The organism is Enterococcus sp. ZJ1622, assembly GCF_011038845.1.
GTDB lineage: Bacteria > Bacillota > Bacilli > Lactobacillales > Enterococcaceae > Enterococcus_B.
Genome location: NZ_JAAKDW010000011.1, coordinates 52,574 through 70,668, shown reverse-complemented (window position 1 = coordinate 70,668; position 18,095 = coordinate 52,574). Strand labels below are relative to the sequence as shown.

At 42.7% G+C, this 18,095-nt stretch carries 14 protein-coding genes and 2 pseudogenes; 11 read left to right on the top strand and 5 right to left on the bottom strand.

Going from position 1 to position 18,095, the window contains the following annotated elements; translation table 11 throughout:
- The first annotated feature begins 11 nt into the window (after positions 1-11).
- The 9 genes and pseudogenes from purS to G7Y42_RS11270 all read left to right on the top strand — a co-directional run.
- Entirely contained in the window at positions 12-266 is a 255-nt protein-coding gene (gene purS, locus G7Y42_RS11310; RefSeq protein ID WP_165006093.1) for a phosphoribosylformylglycinamidine synthase subunit PurS, read from the top strand.
- Position 267: 1 nt separating this feature from the next.
- The gene (gene purQ, locus G7Y42_RS11305; RefSeq protein ID WP_165006094.1) at positions 268-942 is read left to right on the top strand and encodes a phosphoribosylformylglycinamidine synthase subunit PurQ; all 675 of its coding nucleotides are present in this window, start codon (positions 268-270) and stop codon (positions 940-942) included.
- Positions 943-3,165, top strand: a complete 2,223-nt coding sequence (gene purL / locus G7Y42_RS11300) for a phosphoribosylformylglycinamidine synthase subunit PurL (protein WP_165006095.1) — start codon at positions 943-945, stop codon at positions 3,163-3,165. It abuts the gene before it with no gap.
- Positions 3,150-4,589: an amidophosphoribosyltransferase gene (gene purF / locus G7Y42_RS11295; RefSeq protein WP_165006096.1), complete on the top strand. Its 1,440-nt coding sequence runs from the start codon at positions 3,150-3,152 to the stop codon at positions 4,587-4,589. The genes purL and purF overlap by 16 nt, the downstream gene beginning before the upstream one ends.
- Before the next feature lie 27 nt (positions 4,590-4,616).
- On the top strand, positions 4,617-5,660 hold the full coding sequence (gene purM / locus G7Y42_RS11290; RefSeq protein ID WP_165006097.1) for a phosphoribosylformylglycinamidine cyclo-ligase: 1,044 nt from the start codon (positions 4,617-4,619) through the stop codon (positions 5,658-5,660).
- A complete protein-coding gene (gene purN, locus G7Y42_RS11285; RefSeq protein WP_165006098.1) occupies positions 5,657-6,235 on the top strand; it encodes a phosphoribosylglycinamide formyltransferase in 579 nt (192 codons plus the stop codon). Before purM ends, purN begins: the two co-directional genes overlap by 4 nt.
- Positions 6,232-7,767, top strand: a complete 1,536-nt coding sequence (purH, locus tag G7Y42_RS11280; RefSeq protein ID WP_165006099.1) for a bifunctional phosphoribosylaminoimidazolecarboxamide formyltransferase/IMP cyclohydrolase — start codon at positions 6,232-6,234, stop codon at positions 7,765-7,767. The genes purN and purH overlap by 4 nt, the downstream gene beginning before the upstream one ends.
- Positions 7,768-7,786: 19 nt before the next feature.
- The gene (purD, locus tag G7Y42_RS11275; RefSeq protein WP_165006100.1) at positions 7,787-9,067 is read left to right on the top strand and encodes a phosphoribosylamine--glycine ligase; all 1,281 of its coding nucleotides are present in this window, start codon (positions 7,787-7,789) and stop codon (positions 9,065-9,067) included.
- 105 nt (positions 9,068-9,172) lie between these two features.
- A pseudogene (locus G7Y42_RS11270) lies at positions 9,173-9,973 on the top strand (aldo/keto reductase); the annotation flags it as partial.
- 11 nt (positions 9,974-9,984) lie between these two features.
- Here G7Y42_RS11270 and G7Y42_RS11265 read toward each other — a convergent pair.
- Together G7Y42_RS11265 and G7Y42_RS11260 are read right to left on the bottom strand one after the other, a co-directional pair.
- A complete protein-coding gene (locus G7Y42_RS11265; RefSeq protein WP_165006102.1) occupies positions 9,985-11,379 on the bottom strand; it encodes a recombinase family protein in 1,395 nt (464 codons plus the stop codon).
- Between the two features lie 59 nt (positions 11,380-11,438).
- The gene (locus G7Y42_RS11260; RefSeq protein WP_165038197.1) at positions 11,439-11,804 is read right to left on the bottom strand and encodes a hypothetical protein; all 366 of its coding nucleotides are present in this window, start codon (positions 11,802-11,804) and stop codon (positions 11,439-11,441) included.
- A 540-nt stretch (positions 11,805-12,344) separates the two neighbouring features.
- On the opposite strand from G7Y42_RS11260, the pseudogene G7Y42_RS11255 reads away from it, so the two are divergent.
- Positions 12,345-12,467 (top strand): annotated as a pseudogene (locus G7Y42_RS11255) (aldo/keto reductase family oxidoreductase); the annotation flags it as partial.
- Positions 12,468-12,644: 177 nt separating this feature from the next.
- On the opposite strand, the gene G7Y42_RS11250 reads toward G7Y42_RS11255, so the two are convergent.
- The 3 genes from G7Y42_RS11250 to G7Y42_RS11240 are packed head-to-tail and all read right to left on the bottom strand — an operon-like array spanning position 12,645 to position 16,701.
- Positions 12,645-14,213, bottom strand: coding sequence for a helix-turn-helix domain-containing protein (locus G7Y42_RS11250; RefSeq protein WP_165006104.1), 1,569 nt, complete (start codon positions 14,211-14,213; stop codon positions 12,645-12,647).
- Between the two features lie 13 nt (positions 14,214-14,226).
- A complete protein-coding gene (locus G7Y42_RS11245) occupies positions 14,227-15,669 on the bottom strand; it encodes a histidine kinase (protein WP_165006105.1) in 1,443 nt (480 codons plus the stop codon).
- 12 nt (positions 15,670-15,681) lie between these two features.
- Positions 15,682-16,701, bottom strand: coding sequence for an ABC transporter substrate-binding protein (locus tag G7Y42_RS11240; protein ID WP_165006106.1), 1,020 nt, complete (start codon positions 16,699-16,701; stop codon positions 15,682-15,684).
- A gap of 256 nt (positions 16,702-16,957) precedes the next feature.
- Here G7Y42_RS11240 and chvE point away from each other — a divergent pair, with 256 nt between their 5' ends.
- Entirely contained in the window at positions 16,958-18,049 is a 1,092-nt protein-coding gene (gene chvE / locus G7Y42_RS11235; protein WP_165006107.1) for a multiple monosaccharide ABC transporter substrate-binding protein, read from the top strand.
- The last annotated feature ends 46 nt before the right edge of the window (positions 18,050-18,095 follow it).

The following is an 18,095-nucleotide window of genomic DNA, read 5'->3' as shown; positions in this document are numbered from 1 at the left end:
GAGCGACAAAGATGTATTTTGTTAAAGTTTATGTAACCTACAAAGATTCAGTTCTAGACCCTCAAGGAGAAGCTGTGAAAAAAGCGGTGCATCGAATGGGCTATCAAGCCATTGAAGACATTCGTATCGGAAAGTATTTTGAGATCCGTCTTGAAGAAACGGAAGAAGCAGTGGAAGACATGATCGAAGCGATCTGCGACAAATTGCTGGCAAATGTCAATATGGAGACTTATCGTTACGAAATCGAAAAAATGGAGGAAGCGTAGCATGAGATTTGCAGTCATTGTTTTTCCAGGATCGAATTGTGATGCAGACATGCTATGGGCGATTCGTGAAATCATGCATGCGGAGGCGGAATTTGTTCGCTATGACGAAGATTCCCTTGAAGGTTTTGATGGCGTGCTGCTGCCAGGCGGTTTTTCTTATGGGGATTACTTAAGATGCGGGGCGATCGCTCGTTTTTCCGCAATCATGGAAGAAGTCGTCCGTTTTGCGAAAGAAGGAAAGCCTGTTTTTGGAACTTGTAACGGATTTCAGATTTTAACAGAAGCGGGTCTATTACCGGGTGTCTTGCGACGGAATGACTCCTTGCATTTCATTTGTAAAACCGTTCCTCTGAAGGTGAACAACCAGACATCGTTCACCTCTGATTATGAATCTGATGAAATCATCCAGCTGCCTGTCGCACATGGCGAAGGCAATTACTTTTGTGACGAAAAAACACTTCAGGAACTGAAAGAAAACAATCAAATCGTTTTTACTTACGAAGAAGAAAACATCAATGGAAGTATCGAACGTATCGCAGGGATCACGAATAAAGAAGGCAATGTACTCGGTATGATGCCACATCCGGAACGTGCGATGGAAAAACTGCTTGGCTCAGAAGACGGGAAACGATTCTTTGCTTCTATTTTGAAGAACTTTGGAAAGGTGACTGTATAGATGAAAACATTGAGTGAACCGACAGCGCTAGAAATCAAAGAGAAGAAAATCTATGCGGAATGGGGGCTGACCGATGAAGAATATCGGATGATCGAAGAAGATATCCTAGGTAGAATGCCGAACTACACGGAAACAGGTCTTTTTTCAGTCATGTGGAGCGAGCACTGTTCTTATAAGAACTCCAAGCCGGTTCTGCGCAAATTTCCTACCAATGGGCCACATGTTCTGCAAGGTCCGGGAGAAGGAGCTGGAATTGTCGATATCGGAGACGGACAAGCTGTCGTTTTCAAAGCAGAAAGCCACAATCATCCTTCTGCAGTCGAACCATACGAAGGAGCAGCAACTGGTGTAGGTGGGATCATCCGCGATATTTTCAGCATGGGCGCACGTCCGATTGCGTTGCTTGATTCATTGAGATTCGGCGAACTGGATAATCCTCGTACGAAATATCTGCTGGAAGAAGTAGTCGCTGGAATCGGAGGGTATGGCAATTGTATCGGTATCCCGACTGTTGGCGGGGAGATCGATTTTGATCCATGTTATGAAGGAAATCCGTTAGTCAACGCGATGTGTGTTGGTCTGATCGAGCATAAGGATATCCAAAAAGGTCAGGCATCAGGTGTCGGGAATTCGATCATGTATGTTGGGGCAAAAACTGGTCGTGACGGGATTCATGGAGCCACGTTTGCTTCTGAAGAATTCAGTCAGGAAGAAGAGCAGCAGCGTTCTGCTGTCCAAGTCGGCGATCCTTTTATGGAAAAACTGCTGCTCGAAGCTTGTTTGGAACTGATTTTGACATACCCCGATATCTTAGTCGGCATCCAAGACATGGGCGCAGCTGGTCTGGTTTCTTCAAGCTCGGAAATGGCTTCAAAGGCAGGATCTGGTCTCGTATTGTCCTTAGACGACGTGCCACAGCGTGAATCGGGTATGACGCCTTACGAAATGATGCTGTCGGAATCGCAGGAACGTATGCTGATCTGTGTCAAAGCAGGTGCGGAAGACGAGGTGCGGACACTATTCAAAAAATATGATCTGGATGCTGTCACTATCGGAAAAGTAACAGATGACGGACAATATCGCTTATATCATCAGGGTGAAGAAGTAGCAAATCTGCCGGTAGATGCTTTAGCAGAAGATGCGCCTGTTTACCATAAAGAAATGAAAGAACCAGATCGTATCGCTAGATTCCGGAACATGATGAATTATCAACCTGTTATAGATGATCCGAACCAAGTGTTACTGGATTTGTTGAAGCAGCCGACAATCGCCTCCAAACGATCGATCTATGAAACGTATGATTCACAAGTCCAGACAAATACCGTTGTCTGTCCGGGAAGTGACGCTGCCGTATTACGTGTGCGCGGTACAAGAAAAGCTTTAGCCATGACGACCGACTGCAATGCCCGTTATTTATATCTGGACCCTGAAATCGGTGGACAGATCGCTGTGGCAGAAGCGGCAAGAAACATCGTCGCAAGTGGCGGGAGACCGCTAGCGATTACTGATTGTCTGAATTACGGATCACCTGACAAACCAGAAGTGTTCTGGGAATTGTCTACATCAGCAGACGGGATCTCAGCTGCGTGTGAGATGCTGGAGACTCCAGTGATCTCAGGAAACGTCTCTTTGTATAATGAAACAGATGGAAAAGCGATTTATCCGACCCCTGTGATCGGGATGGTCGGTTTGATCGAAGACCATGCACATATCACCACTCAGGAATTTAAACAAGCAGGCGATCTTATCTATATTCTAGGTGACACTTATGATGATTTTAATGGTAGTGAACTGCAAAAAATGCAGATGGGACGGATCGAAGGACGCATCGAACACTTTGATCTGGCAATCGAAAAAGAAAATCAGCAACTTGTGCTAGAAGCTATCAAAAAAGGCTGGATCGAAAGTGCTCATGATTGCTCAGAAGGCGGATTAGCCATCGCCTTAGCAGAAAGTGCATTCGCTCGCGATCTAGGGTTGTCGATCCATCTAGATGTGTCTACAGCACAGCTATTTTCAGAAACACAATCAAGATTCGTCTTGTCGGTAACGCCCGAAAATCAGGCAGCACTCGAACAGTTGATGGGAGACAAAGCAGTCTATGCTGGTCAAGTAACGAATGATCAGACACTCACGATGCGCGCAATGGATGGAGAAATCTGTTTGAGTACAGAATCGGCTAAAAGATGCTGGGAGGAAGCGATCGTATGTCTTATGAAGTGAAAAGCCTGAATGAAGAATGCGGGATATTCGGCGTGTGGGGGCATCCTGATGCTTCCAGTGTAGCGTATTTCGGTCTTCATAGCTTGCAGCACCGCGGGCAAGAAGGAGCAGGGATCGTTTCAAATGATCGTGGCAAGCTCTCAGGGCATCGAGATCTTGGATTGCTTTCTGAGGTTTTCAAGGATCAGAGAAAGCTGCAGCAGCTAACAGGAGAAGCGGCTATCGGTCATGTGAGATATGCGACAGCAGGAAATGGCAGTGTGGACAATATCCAGCCGTTTTTGTTCAAATTCTATGATCAATCGATCGGACTTGCACATAACGGCAATTTGACCAATGCCCGTTCTTTAAGGAAAGAACTAGAAGAAAATGGTGCGATCTTCCATTCGAATTCAGACACAGAGATCTTGATGCATTTGATCAGACGAAGTGAACAACCAGTGTTCTTGGACAAATTGAAGGAAGCGCTGAATGAAGTGAAAGGCGGTTTTGCTTATCTTCTGATTACTGAAGATTCCATGATCGCCGCGCTTGATCCAAATGGTTTCCGCCCACTAGCGATCGGTCAAATGAAAAACGGAGCATACGTCATCGCCTCTGAAACTTGTGCTTTAGAAGTGATCGGGGCACGTTTTGTCCGTGATGTCCGTCCTGGTGAGTTAGTGATCATCGATGATGAAGGATTCACGATTGATCATTATACGAAAGACACGCAGCTGGCGATCTGTTCGATGGAATACATCTATTTTGCCAGACCAGATTCGGATATTGCGGGAGTCAATGTCCATACTGCGCGTAAAAACATGGGAAGAAATCTCGCAGAAGAAGCACCTATCGCGGCGGATATAGTCGTAGGCGTCCCGAATTCCTCGTTATCTGCGGCGAGTGGCTATGCTGAGGCAAGTGGTATTCCGTATGAGATCGGTTTGGTCAAGAACCAGTATATCGCTCGTACATTCATCCAGCCAACGCCTGAGTTGCGCGAGCAGGGCGTTCGGATGAAACTGTCAGCGGTACGTGGTGTCGTAGAAGGAAAGAAAGTCATCATGGTCGATGATTCCATCGTCCGCGGAACGACAAGTCGCCGTATCGTTCAGTTATTGAAGGAAGCAGGAGCAAAAGAAGTACATGTCAGGATCGCTTCTCCCCCACTGAAATATCCTTGTTTTTACGGCATCGATATTCAGACACGCAAAGAACTGATTGCGGCGAACCATAGTGTAGAAGAGATCAGACAATGTATCGGAGCCGACTCACTTGAGTTTTTGAGCGAGGATGGATTGATCGATGCCATCGGATTAGATCGGGATGCGCCGTATTCTGGTTTGTGTATGGCTTATTTCAATGGGGATTATCCGACACCTTTGTACGATTATGAAGAGAAATATCGAGAATCGCTGAAAGAAAAAGTATCATTTTTCTAAGTAGCTTTGAAAGGAGAATTCTTACCAATGGAAAATGCTTATGCAAAAGCGGGCGTAGACGTGAAAGCCGGTTATGAAGTGGTAGAACGGATCAAAAAACATGTGAAAAAAACAGAACGCTTAGGTGTGATGGGATCATTAGGCGGCTTTGGTGGCTGTTTCGATCTGACGCCTTTTAACTTAAAAGAGCCAGTGCTTGTTTCCGGGACAGATGGCGTAGGGACGAAATTAGCCGTTGCGATCGAAGCAGACAAGCATGATACGATCGGGATCGATTGTGTCGCTATGTGCGTCAATGATATTCTAGCCCAAGGAGCAGAGCCGCTATATTTTCTTGATTATCTGGCAACAGGGAAAAACGATCCGGAAAGGCTGGAAAAAGTCGTTGCAGGGGTCGCAAACGGTTGCGTAGAAGCAAAGATGGCTTTGATCGGCGGAGAGACAGCAGAAATGCCGGGAATGTACGCTGGGAACGACTATGATCTTGCTGGATTTGCTGTAGGGATAGCCGAAAAATCGCAATTAGTGACAGGTCAAAATATCCAGCCCGGTGATGTTTTATTAGGATTGCCCTCAAGCGGAATCCATTCTAACGGTTACTCGCTAGTTAGAAAAATATTCTTTGAACAGCATCAATTTGGGCTGTCATCAGTGATCGAAGGGTTAGATGCTCCACTGGCTGAAGTGTTACTTGAACCGACCAAGATCTATGTTTCTGCATTGCTTCCACTTGTGAAGGGAAGAAAAATCAAAGGAGCTGCACATATTACCGGCGGCGGGTTCATCGAAAATATTCCTAGAATGCTTCCTGAAGAGACAGCAGCCCAGATACAATTAGGGACTTGGCCCATTCCTGCTATCTTTTCCTGTCTGCAAAATCATGGAGATATCCCAGAAAATGAAATGTACGAGATTTTCAATATGGGAATCGGGATGGTCTTAGCAGTGGATGCTTCAGAAGCAGATCAGGTGATGCAAACCATAAAAGAAACAGGGGAAGCTGTTTATCGAATCGGAGAAGTTATTCCGATGAGGGACGAGAAAGTCGTATTTGCTGGAGAAAGCAAATGAGATTAGCTGTTTTTGCTTCAGGAAATGGCAGCAATTTTCAAGTGTTAGCTGATTTTATTAAAGATCGCCAGTTGCCAGCGAAGATCGACTGGCTGTTTTGTGATCAGCCAGATGCCTTCGTCTTAGAACGAGCGAAAAGATTAGGGATCGTTTCAGACTGTTTTTCTCCTAAGCAATTTGCCTCAAAAAAAGAATATGAACAGCGGATATTGCATTTTTTGGAAGAAAAACAGATAGACTTGATTCTTTTAGCCGGATACATGCGAATCATCGGGTCGACTTTGCTAGATGTTTACGAAAATCGGATCATCAATATCCATCCTTCTTTGCTTCCAGCTTTTCCAGGCTTACATGGTATCAGAGACGCATTCGAAGCTGGGGTAACGGAAACAGGTGTGACGATCCATTATATCGACCGAGGTGTAGATACAGGACCGATCATTCGTCAGGAAAAAGTAAAAATCAGCCAGCAGGATACACTGGCTTCTTTAGAAGAAAAAATCCATAGGGTAGAACATCGACTCTATCCAGAAGTGATCGAAGAGATTATCAAAAATGGGGGATACAGGAAATGACAAGAGCATTAATAAGCGTATCAGACAAGACAGGAATCATCGACTTTGCCAAAGGATTGGTTGATTGCGGGATCGATATCATCTCGACTGGCGGGACAAAGCGCGCGTTGGATCAAGCAGGAATCACAACGATCTCTATCGAAGACGTCACAGGGTTTCCTGAGATGATGGATGGTCGTGTCAAAACACTTCATCCGAAAATTCACGGCGGGCTTCTAGGACGAAGAGATGTTCCAGACCATCTTCAAGCAATGGAAACGGAAGGGATCGAGCCGATCGACATTGTCTGTGTCAACCTTTATCCATTTAAAGAAACGATCATGAAACCAGGTGTCACAATGAATGAAGCGATTGAAAATATCGATATCGGTGGGCCGAGCATGCTACGTAGTGCAGCTAAAAACCATGAATTCGTCACAGTGATAGCAGACCCGGCAGACTATGAAGAGATAGTAGCCGAATGGAAAGAAAACGGCCATACTACGCTTGCGACTCGTCAAAGATTAGCAGCAAAAGTCTTTCGGCATACAGCGGCATATGATGCCTTGATCGCACAATACCTCACTGAGTTGACTGAAGAAAAAGAACCAGAAAAACTGACGCTGACCTATGAACGCAAGCAAAATCTGCGTTATGGAGAAAACAGCCATCAGCAGGCTGCCTTTTACCAGTCAGCATTACCGGAAAACTATTCGATTGCAGCAGCGAAACAGCTTCACGGGAAAGAACTCTCTTTCAATAATATCCGAGATGCTGACGCTGCACTGCGTATCATGAAAGAGTATCAGGAACCTACAGTAGTAGCGTTGAAACACATGAATCCATGCGGGATCGGTTCAGCTGATACGATTCTCGGAGCTTGGCAGGCAGCATACGAGGCGGATCCGATCTCGATTTTCGGTGGGATCATCGTGTTGAACCGGGAAGTAGATGCATCGACGGCCGAAGAGATGCATAAGCTCTTTTTAGAAATCATCATTGCACCTTCTTACACCTCAGAAGCCTTAGAGATACTGAAAGGGAAAAAGAATATTCGTCTGATGACTGTCGATTTTTCTCAGCAAGAAGCAACTATTGCCGATGAAGCAGTCACTGTCTTGGGCGGGTTGCTTGTCCAAAACCAGGATCTTGCGATGGAACAAGAAGAGACGTGGAAAGTCGTCACAGACCGTCAACCGACTGCAGAAGAGAAAAAAGCCTTGGCTTTTGCCTGGAAAGCAGTGAAGCATGTAAAATCCAATGCGATCGTTTTAGCGAACCAGCATCAAACTGTAGGGATCGGCGCAGGACAGATGAATCGAGTAGGCTCAGTCAAGATCGCGATTGAACAAGCAGGGGCGAAGACTAAAGATGCTGTATTAGCTAGTGATGCTTATTTCCCAATGGACGATTCAGTGGAATATGCAGCAAAACATGGGATAAAAGCGGTGATCCAGCCTGGCGGAAGCATCAAAGACCAAGATTCCATCGATATGGCAAACAAATACGGAATGACGATGATCTTTACAGGCGTAAGACATTTCAGACATTGAGCAAAGAAAGGAGCGGCTTATGAAACTATTGATTATCGGTGCTGGCGGACGTGAACATGCAATCGGGAAAAAATTGCTGGAAAGCGAAAAAGTCGAAACAGTTTATTGCGCACCCGGAAATCCCGGCATGCGTACGAGCGGTATCCAACCTGTGGGAATCAGCGAATCAGACCATCAGGCGCTGATCGAATTCGCAAAAAAAGAGCAGATCGACTGGAGCTTCGTCGGACCAGAAGTTCCTCTTTTGAACGGAATCGTGGATGATTTTTCTCAGGAAGGGCTGAAGATATTCGGGCCAACGAAAGCGGCGGCTTTGATCGAAGGGTCGAAAAGCTTCGCGAAAGAATTGATGGAAGATTACCAGATACCAACAGCAGATGCGCAAACGTTCCAGTCTTATGCAGCTGCGAAGTCTTATATTGAGGAAAAAGGAGCGCCTATCGTAATCAAAGCAGATGGTCTGGCAGCAGGTAAAGGGGTCGTCGTAGCGCTGACTGTGGAAGAAGCACTTCGATCAGCGGAACAGATGCTGAAAGAACGGCAATTCGGCGAGAGTAGCAGTACGATCGTGGTAGAAGATTTTCTAGCAGGAGAAGAATTTTCTTTGCTGGCTTTTGTACGAGGAGAAGAAGTGTATCCTATGGTGATCTCACAAGATCACAAACGAGCTTTTGATGGAGACAAAGGACCTAATACTGGCGGGATGGGAGCATATTCTCCTGTTCCGCAAATCCCTCAGACCATGGTGGATGAAGCCGTAGAAAAGATTTTGAAGCCAGCTGCCTTTGGTATGAAAGAATCAGGTCGTTCGTTTACAGGGATTCTTTACGCTGGACTGATCGCTACAGATGAAGGACCGAAAGTCATCGAATTCAATGCTAGATTCGGCGATCCTGAAACACAGGTGGTTTTGCCGAGACTGAATAGTGATCTGGCGCAAGTGATCGATGATCTGCTGAATGATCGTCCGATTGAATTAGATTGGAAAGAAGAAGGATACAATCTCGGAGTCGTTGTTGCAGCCAAAGGTTATCCCATGGCATACCAGACTGGAATGATTCTTCCTGATTTTTCCAAAGAGGGACTTTCAGTATATTATGCTGGAGTGAAAGAACGCGATGATGTCCTTGTTGGTGCAGGTGGCCGGATTTATTTAGTCGAAGCCTATGGTGAGACACTTGAGGAAGCGCGTCAAACGATCTACTCTGCCTTAGCTGAAAAGGATACAGAAAACACCTTCTATCGAAACGATATCGGTGAAAAAGCGATTGAGCATTTATGCGTACGCGAAAGAATTTAAATCATCCTAATTGTTCAGCTGAATAAAAAGAGCGTAAGATATTTTTGTGAAGCCTTTTCATAAATAGTGTGGTACACTTTTTATGTATAAATAGGAGGAATGAAGATGAAACAGATACAATTAGGAACAACCGGTCAATTGGTCTCTTCTGTTATCTTAGGCTGTATGCGTATGAATGGAGCAAAAGACCCAGTCAAAGTGATCGAAACAGCTTATGAGAATGGGATCAACTTTTTTGATCATGCAGATATCTACGGGAACGGTGAATGCGAAGAGATCTTTGCGGATGCTTTAGCGAAGACGAGTTTGAAAAGAGAAGATTTATTTATTCAAACAAAGTGCGGGATCGTTCCGGGGATCATGTTTGATTTCTCGAAAAAACACATCATCGAATCAGTCGAAGGTAGCCTTCGCCGCTTGAACATGGATTATGTAGATGCATTGTTGCTTCATCGCCCAGACACGCTAGTCGAGCCTGAAGAAGTAGCCGAAGCGTTTGACGAGCTGGAAAAATCAGGGAAAGTGCGCTTTTTCGGAGTCAGCAATCAAAAACCGATGCAGATCGAATTACTGAAAAAACATGTACGCCAGCCATTGATCGCCAACCAACTGCAGTTTGGGCTGAAACATTCAGAAATGGTCGATCAGGGAATCCATGTCAATATGACAGATACTGCAAGTATCGATCATGATGGGAGTGTAATGGATTATTCTCGCTTGAATGACATGACGATCCAAGCATGGTCCCCGTACCAATACGGCCATTTTGAAGGGGTATTTATCGGGAATGAAAAATTCCCTGAACTAAACCAAACCTTAGAAAAAATGGCGGAAAAATATCAGACGACGCCGACAGGACTTGCTTCTGCTTGGATTTTGCGACATCCTGCCAATATGCAAGTGATTGTGTGAATAGTCTATGAATCGTAAAAGAAGACAAGCACATCAGTTAGAGTCACCTCAATTCTTGCAATTACTGAATGTAGCAATTTCTTTATTTCTTCAGGTGTTGAATGATCAAAGTCAGTGCTTTTTATTATTTGAATGGGTACTTCAATATCTTCCTTCGCTTTTTTTATTTGGAGACGTTCTAATTGTTTTTGCAGTTCTTTGATATGTGAATCCAATTCCTCATTTTTGTTTTCATATAGATCAGTATTTAACTTATCAGCTAAGTACATATCTAATAGTTTTGATTGCTTGATTTGAAGTTTTTTGATTTCTTGTTTTAACGGTTCAATATTAATCACTTGTTTTTGTTTTTTCTTTTCATACGAATAGGCATAATTTTTTACAATTTCAATTACATGTTTCTCCAATTCCTCACATTTTATTGAACGATTGCTACAAGAGTGTCCAGTTTTTTTCTTGTATTTCCATGTTCTAGCATTGCAACGATAGTATTTATTTTTGTAAATAATACCATTATGTTTAGAACGGCTTTCATAAGCGCTGTATCGATTGCCACATACTCCACAATAAATTATCCCTGACAAAAGGTAACTACGTCTAAATGCATTACCATGGGCTCTAGTTGCTAAGATATTTTGCACTTTATAAAATACTTCTTCTGAAATAATTGCTCGATGATTTGCCTGATGATATTCTCCGTTGAATTTTTGTTTTCCTAAATAAACAGGATTAACTAACCGACGACGAATAGTGGTATCATTAATCGATGTTCTGAATTGGGGGTATTCTTCTAATAAAATATTGGCAATTCCTGTCATACTTTGTTCTAGACTAGCTAGTTCAAACATTCTTTTAACTATGTTAGCTTGAGGTTCAACTGGTTCTAATACATTTGTAAGTTCGTTATATTCATAACCAAAAGGGATATTTCCGCCTCCCATATAATATCCTTTTTTAACACGTTCTAGTCTTCCCATAGACATACGTTCGGTTATATTGTCTCTTTCAAGTTGCGCAAAAACAGAAAGTATACCAATCATAGCTCGACCGAAAGAGGTTGTTGTATCAAAACTTTCTTGCATAGAAATAAAATCAACATTGTTTTTAAGGAAAATATCTTCAATAAGGTACATTGTATTTTTTTGTGAGCGAGAAATTCGGTCTAGCTTATATACAATAACTACATCTATTTTTTTATTTTCGATATCTTCTATCATTTCTTGCAATGCAGGGCGTTCTAATTTGGCTCCTGATTGTGCAGCATCAGTATAGATTTTGTAGATCGAGTAATCTTTCGCTTTTGCATATGCGGTAAGTTTTTCAGTTTGTGCTTGGATTGAATAGCCGTGTTTCTCTTGTTCTGGCGTTGAAACTCGTATATATAATGCTACTCGTTTCATGTTTTTCTCCTTTCGAATGTATGTTCTTATGATTGTAAAAGAAAAGCCCGAAGGCTTTTTTATGGTTGAGCATTTTCATTTCCTCTTTTAGCACGAGTATATCCAGCATTATCAGCCTCAGATTGAGACATATATTGATAATTTTGAGGATTAGTTACCCTCGAATAATATTTCCCTTTTTTAGAAACAAATACCATACCAGGTTCAGCAATGGTCCAATTATTATTTGTATTTTGTGATATTGAATTATTATCAATTGAAGAATTTGTAACTGATGTTTCAGTAGTTTTTGTATTATTTGTTGTAGTAGCAGAGCCATCATTATAATTAATAATGAATCCTTCTGCGGAATTTATAACAACTACTTCTGTATTTAAATGAAAAAAATTGATAGACACTATGAAAATAAATATTGTAAAATACATTTGTCGTTATCTTACACAATCTATAAAAATGAATTTTTCCTGAAACCCACAAGATGATGACATCCGTTTTGGGCTACTCGAAAGAGTAGTCTTATTTACTGTTGATTTTTTACAAAATCGGATTATAATACACGTTATGGTAGCTTCTCCCCCTTTTTTACAACTTTAAACAGCAGAGCGCCTTCGGGCGCTTCTTTTTTTATGCTATAATAAAATGTCGGCTCGTCGCTTCCACAGATATTTTTGTGGAAGGAGGTGTATAATTTGTTTGAATTCACTTTAGAGCACGTGCTCTTGCCATTGTTAATTGGTTTAACTTTGGCATTATTTAGTCATTGGCTAGATAAACATTAGAGCCGACATGGCGCTTACTGTTTCGCAGCGGTAAGCGTCTTTTTTTGAAAAAGAAAAAACACAACGTATTCGCAGGTACGTTGTGTTTATGGTGTATATTTGTTTAAATTCACTTTCAAGTATTATTATACCTGATAAATAAATTGTGTCAAACCTTTATTTTCATAGACTATTTTATCGTATGCTCAAGTAATCGCAGGGACGATGAATGTGGGAAGAATCGAAGAAATCGCCCATGCTTCAGAAATCGAACTGTCAAGAGAAGACTGGTATGAATTGTACCGTGCAGCAGGCAATATCCTGCCTTAAAAATAAAGAGAAGAGGTTGGGAAAAAGCTGCTCTGCATCAAGCAGTTTGATCACCGTGAATCAGAGGTTATGAGCCTGCCGTTTAACTCTGAGGCACAAGGAGTTGGCAGGAGAACACCGTTTATTCGGAAAGAAGGGACTGTAACAAGACTTTTGTCACAGTCCCTTTTTTCGTGTTTATAAACCCGGCGTCTCTTTTTCCGTCACGCTTCTCCGATATTCTTTTGGGGATACCCCTTGTTTCTTTTTGAATAAATAACTGAAATAATTCGGGTCATTGTATCCGATCTCAAAGGCAATATCAGAAAGTCGCTGATTGGTTTGTTCGAGAAGTTCTTTTGCTCGTTCGACTCTTTGCTCGGTCAGATAATCGATAAAGGTCTGATCGAGGGACTGAGAGAAAACCGTACTGAAATGCGAAGGGCTAAGAGCAACTTCTTGTGCAACCATATTCAATGACATGTCTGGATCGGTAAAGTTATCTTTAATAAAATCCAAAGCATGATTGATCACATTTCGATATTTTGTCATGGAAGGACGTATTTTGTTGACGATGAGATAGCTGATCAGAGTATGCAGTGCTTTTTCGTACTCTTCTCGTTCGGAAGTAATGGTCAGCCGTCGACTTGTTGAAGCATACAAGATCAGGTCAAAGGGGATATCCACACTTTTCTTTTGTGCCAGATGAAAAAGTTCTGTCAAGATAAAATAGCGATACAGATGCGTACGTTTTTCTGAGTGTTGCGGTTTGACCAGTTGAGCAATCAAGGAAGGGATCTCCTTTTTGGTCAACTTATCTAAAGCAGAAAGAAAATCAAAAGACACGAGCGAAGTCGAGAGAAGTCCGCCTTTTTGCGTAATATCTTCGCAACTGATAATCCGTTCTTTGCTTGGATATGGACCTGTTAATAGATGCTGGGTGATTTCGAACGCATCGGGTAATTCACTGATCCGATCGATTATCGGGCTGATTGCGGCGGTCAGTTCGTTTTTGTGAGTCGTCAATTCATGGATCAGTGTCTGGGCAATTTGATAACTGGTTTCCAATACGACATCGGGGTGCGTGTCAAAAATCAGAAACTTGATGAAATGTGAAGAGACACTGGAAAAAAGGACTTGCGGATTCTCACGGAATAAAAAATTCAGATAATCGCTGAAATGCGCGTAATCTTCGAAGTCTGTCGTGAATTGATTCGTCGCTAACAAAACAGCAAATTTTTTCCCGGCGAATGAACGCTTGAAAGATTCAGCGAGCGTGAACGCTTCGTCGACAGCCAACTCTCCTTTGAACAAGCCATTCAAAAAATGATTTTTCTTCAATTCAGCGATCAGATCTGTTTTCGATTGTGGTTCTTCCTGTTTTTTTTGATTCAGGGCTGCCACAGCTTTCTCGATCGCTGATTCTAATTCTCTGTTTTTGATTGGCTTCAATAGATAATCATCCGCTTGGACTTGGATCGCACCTTTCGTATAAACGAAATCATCAAATCCGCTGATAAATATGATGCGCGTCCATGGCAAAAGCTTGCGTGCTTCTTTGGCGAATGACAAACCGTCCATAAATGGCATTTTGATATCAGTCAGAAGTATGTCCGGCTGTAGATCAATAATGGAAGCAAGCGCCATTTCGCCATCAGCGGCTTCGCCGATATAGGTGATCGGATATTTCGTACTTAGTTCCGATACTTGATGGCGAAGATTGTCACGGATCAAGTGTTCGTCTTCTACGATGAATAGTTTGTACATAAGTTCTCCTCCGTTAATTTTTAAAACGTCTCGGGACAGTGAGGGTGACGACGGTGCCTTTTCGATAGATGCTTTCGATCGTGATCCTTGCAGGGACTTTCTCTTGTTGGCTTTCTCCATAGTAAAGCAGCAGCCGCTTGTTGACGTTGTAGAGCCCGTAACCGACACTAAAATCAGATTCGATGCCTCTTGACAGTTCTTCTCGGATTTCTGCTAGTCGTTCAGGTTTTATACCGATCCCGTTATCGATTACTTGGAACTGGATTTTCTGCTCGTTTGCTTTGGCAGTGACTTGGATATGTCCTGCGCGTCGTACGAATTTCGTTCCATGGTAAATCGCATTTTCGATCAGGGGCTGCAGGATCATTTTCAGAATTTTTTCTTGGAGTAGTTCGTCTGGGATCGAGATAGTGTAATCCAGCATTTTTCCATAACGGATTTGTAGAATCGTCAGGTAGTCTTGGATATGTTGCTTTTCTTTTTCAATGGTGATCCAATCCTGTCCTTTGCTGAGGGAAGTCCTGAAAAAATCTGAAAGGGCATAAGTCATTTGCAGTGATTCTTCAAATCTTTTTTGTTCGATCAAAGATACGATAGCATCCAAGCTGTTATAAATAAAATGCGGAGTGATTTGAGCTTGCAAGACGCGGACCTCGCTTTGTGCTAAGTAATACTGTTTCAATGCATTTTCCTGTAAGGACTCATTCAATTCATCTGCCATTTTGTTCATGCTGATCGTCAATACGCGAAGTTCTTTTGCCTCTGGAAGTTCCAACCGGAATCCGAGATTTCCTGACGAGAGTGCTTCAGCCATCGTGATCAGGCGATTCACTGGTTTTTGTACATGTTCTTCCATAAATCGACGGTTTTTTTGCGCGAGGAAAAAGATACTGCTAAGAAGGAATAGCTCCATAAATGTCAGGATCACCAGCGAACGAATCAATTCGCTGCTCTTTTTGCTGGCTAAATCGATCTCAACTCGGACAAAATCCTGTAAGATCGCAGATAATAATTGTGTGACAGCATCTACTTCATTGATAATCTGTTCATTTTTTTCAATAGAATCTTCTGCACGGATATTTGTGATCAGTTCGTTTTGATAATCTTCCAAAGTATCGATCGTGCGTAAAGCGACATCTAGCGTACTGGCTTCTTTTGCCGTATTCGTATTGCTTTGGATTTGCCGGATATCGTTTCGGAGTTCTTCTAAAATGTTTTTTTCGGTGAATGCCTCGATTGTTGCTTGCCCGGAAATCAAATCCCACATGCGTTCCAATACAGTTTGGTCGACTTTCAAAGCGATCATGTCGGCTTCTTTGATATTTCCGATCGTTTTCTGATAGATGAGGATCTGCCTTGAATACAAGAGAATGCTGATCAGTAAAGGGATCACTGCTAATAAAAGCATCATTTTATTGCCTTGAGCGAGTATTTGACGGATACTTAAATTTTTCATCGCATTCACCAGTCAGTAATTTCTGGTTGGGATCGAGCCGATATTCTGTTTGGAAAACACTGTTTCGGATACAAAAATATCTTTTGGCAGCACTTGGCCTGTTTCCTGATTGCGAAAATAACGAGTGACTGTATTAGCTACATACCATCCGACATCCGGTTTGCATTCTACTACACAGTTGACGATGCCAGTCCGGAGCTTTTCGATCATGTCTTCTTGTCCATCTATCGTAACGACGAGTAAATCTTTTCCTGGGATGATTTCGGTATCTGCTAAAGCTTCTAAGGCGCCATGGGTCATTTCATCACTGTGACTATATAGGACATCGATGGAAGAGAGATCGTTGTTTTCGATATAACGTTTCATCTGATCCTTTCCCTTTAACCGGATAAAGTCCCCTGTCAGCTGATGGACGATAGTCATTTTCGGTTTGGTCCGCGAGGTCCCATCTTCTTTCACTGGGGGTGCTTGCTGGATCGTTTCACGAAATCCTTCTGATCGGAGCTGAGTAGGCGATGTATTTTGAGCGCCGGCAAGTTCTAAGATACGCACTTCTTCTTTTGCTGAATCCATAAAGTGGTTGCTGATATATAGTCCCGCTCGATTCCCTTCTGCTTTGAAGCTTGGGCCGATATGAGTGACGAATAATGTAGGATCCGTGACATCGATGTGCCGATCGACCAAAATCACTGGGATATCGGCTTTTTGCGCTTCGATCAAAACGGGCTCCCAGCCATCTTCTTGCAGCGGAGTAAAAATGATCATGTCGACTTTGTAAGCGATGAAGGTACGGATATCTTGGATTTGGCGTTCTTGGTTCATATATCCGTTCCGATAGAGGACTTGATAGTGGTCTTTTTCCAGCGCTGTAATGATCGAACGAGAATGCTTTTTTCGCCAGTTGCTTTCTGTTCCGGACTGAGAAAAACCGATCACGAGAGGGGGGGCGTCAGCTTCGGGTTCTTTCGTAGCACAACCTAGCAAAAGGTAAGCGTTTGCAAATAATAACAAGGCCAATAATAAACGTTTCAAACTCCATCACTCCATCTTCCTTTTTGATAGTCCTATCTTATCAGATAATGTAAAAAAAGAAGCATAAAACAGATCAATCGAAAAAAAATCGAGGAAATCAAAAAAAATCCAAGTTTTTTCGATAGAAAAGCAGCAAAAGAGAAATAATTGGCGAATATACGAAAGAAATTCAAGGATTTACAAAAAGAATCTTAATGTAATCGCTTACTTTAAACGTATAATAAAAGGTGCAACTAAAGACAACGGAGGGGAAAAAATGAAATCAGGATGGAAGAAATTTGCAGGGATCATGTTGGTCACAGCAGCTAGTATCGCTTTGAGTGCTTGTGGAAGTATGGGGTCTGCTGAAGACAACGAAAAAGGCTATGTAGGGATCGCCATGCCGACGAAATCGGCGGAGCGCTGGATCGCCGACGGAAACAATATGGTGGATGAACTGAAAAAGCTAGGTTATAAAACGGATTTGCAATACGGAGAAGACAAAGTGGAGAACCAAGTCGCACAGATCGAAAATATGATCACGAAAGGTGTGGATACATTGGTGATCGCCTCGATTGACGGATCGGCACTCACTGATGTATTGACGAAAGCAAATGAAGCAGATGTGAATGTGATTGCTTATGACCGATTGCTGATGAATTCCGAACATGTCGACTATTATGCTACATTCGACAATTTCGGGGTAGGTGTCTCGCAAGCCTCTTATATCGAAGAACAGCTGAATTTGAAAGAGGGAAAGGGGCCCTTCAATCTTGAATTGTTTGGCGGCTCGCCTGATGACAATAACGCGCTGATCAACTATAACGGCGTCATGTCTGTGCTACAGCCGTATATCGATAATGGCCAGTTAGTCGTTCCTTCTGGACAGGCCAGCTTCAATCAGATCGCCACGCTACGCTGGGATGGTTCTACAGCTCAAGCTCGGATGGATAATCTACTGAGCGCTAATTATACGGACAAAAAGCTAGATGCGGTGCTTTCACCCTATGACCCGATCAGTTTAGGGATCATCTCTTCGCTAAAAGGAGTAGGCTACGGTTCATCTGACAAACCGCTGCCAGTTATTACTGGACAAGATGCAACGATCGCTGGAGTCAAATCCATCATTTCAGGGGAGCAGACTCAAACGATCTTCAAGGATACACGGATATTGGCAAAAAATACGATCGAGATGATCGAAGCAATCAATAACGGAAAAGACGTACCAGTCAATGATACAGAAACTTATGACAACGGAGTGAAAGTCGTACCGACTTATTTGGCGAATACCGTTTCCGTAGATGCAGAGAATTACAAAGCAGAATTAGTCGACACGGATTATTACAAAGAGTCCGATTTGAAAGAATAGTGTCTGGAAAACAAGAGATTGCCGTTCGAAGAAGAAAAATCCCCTT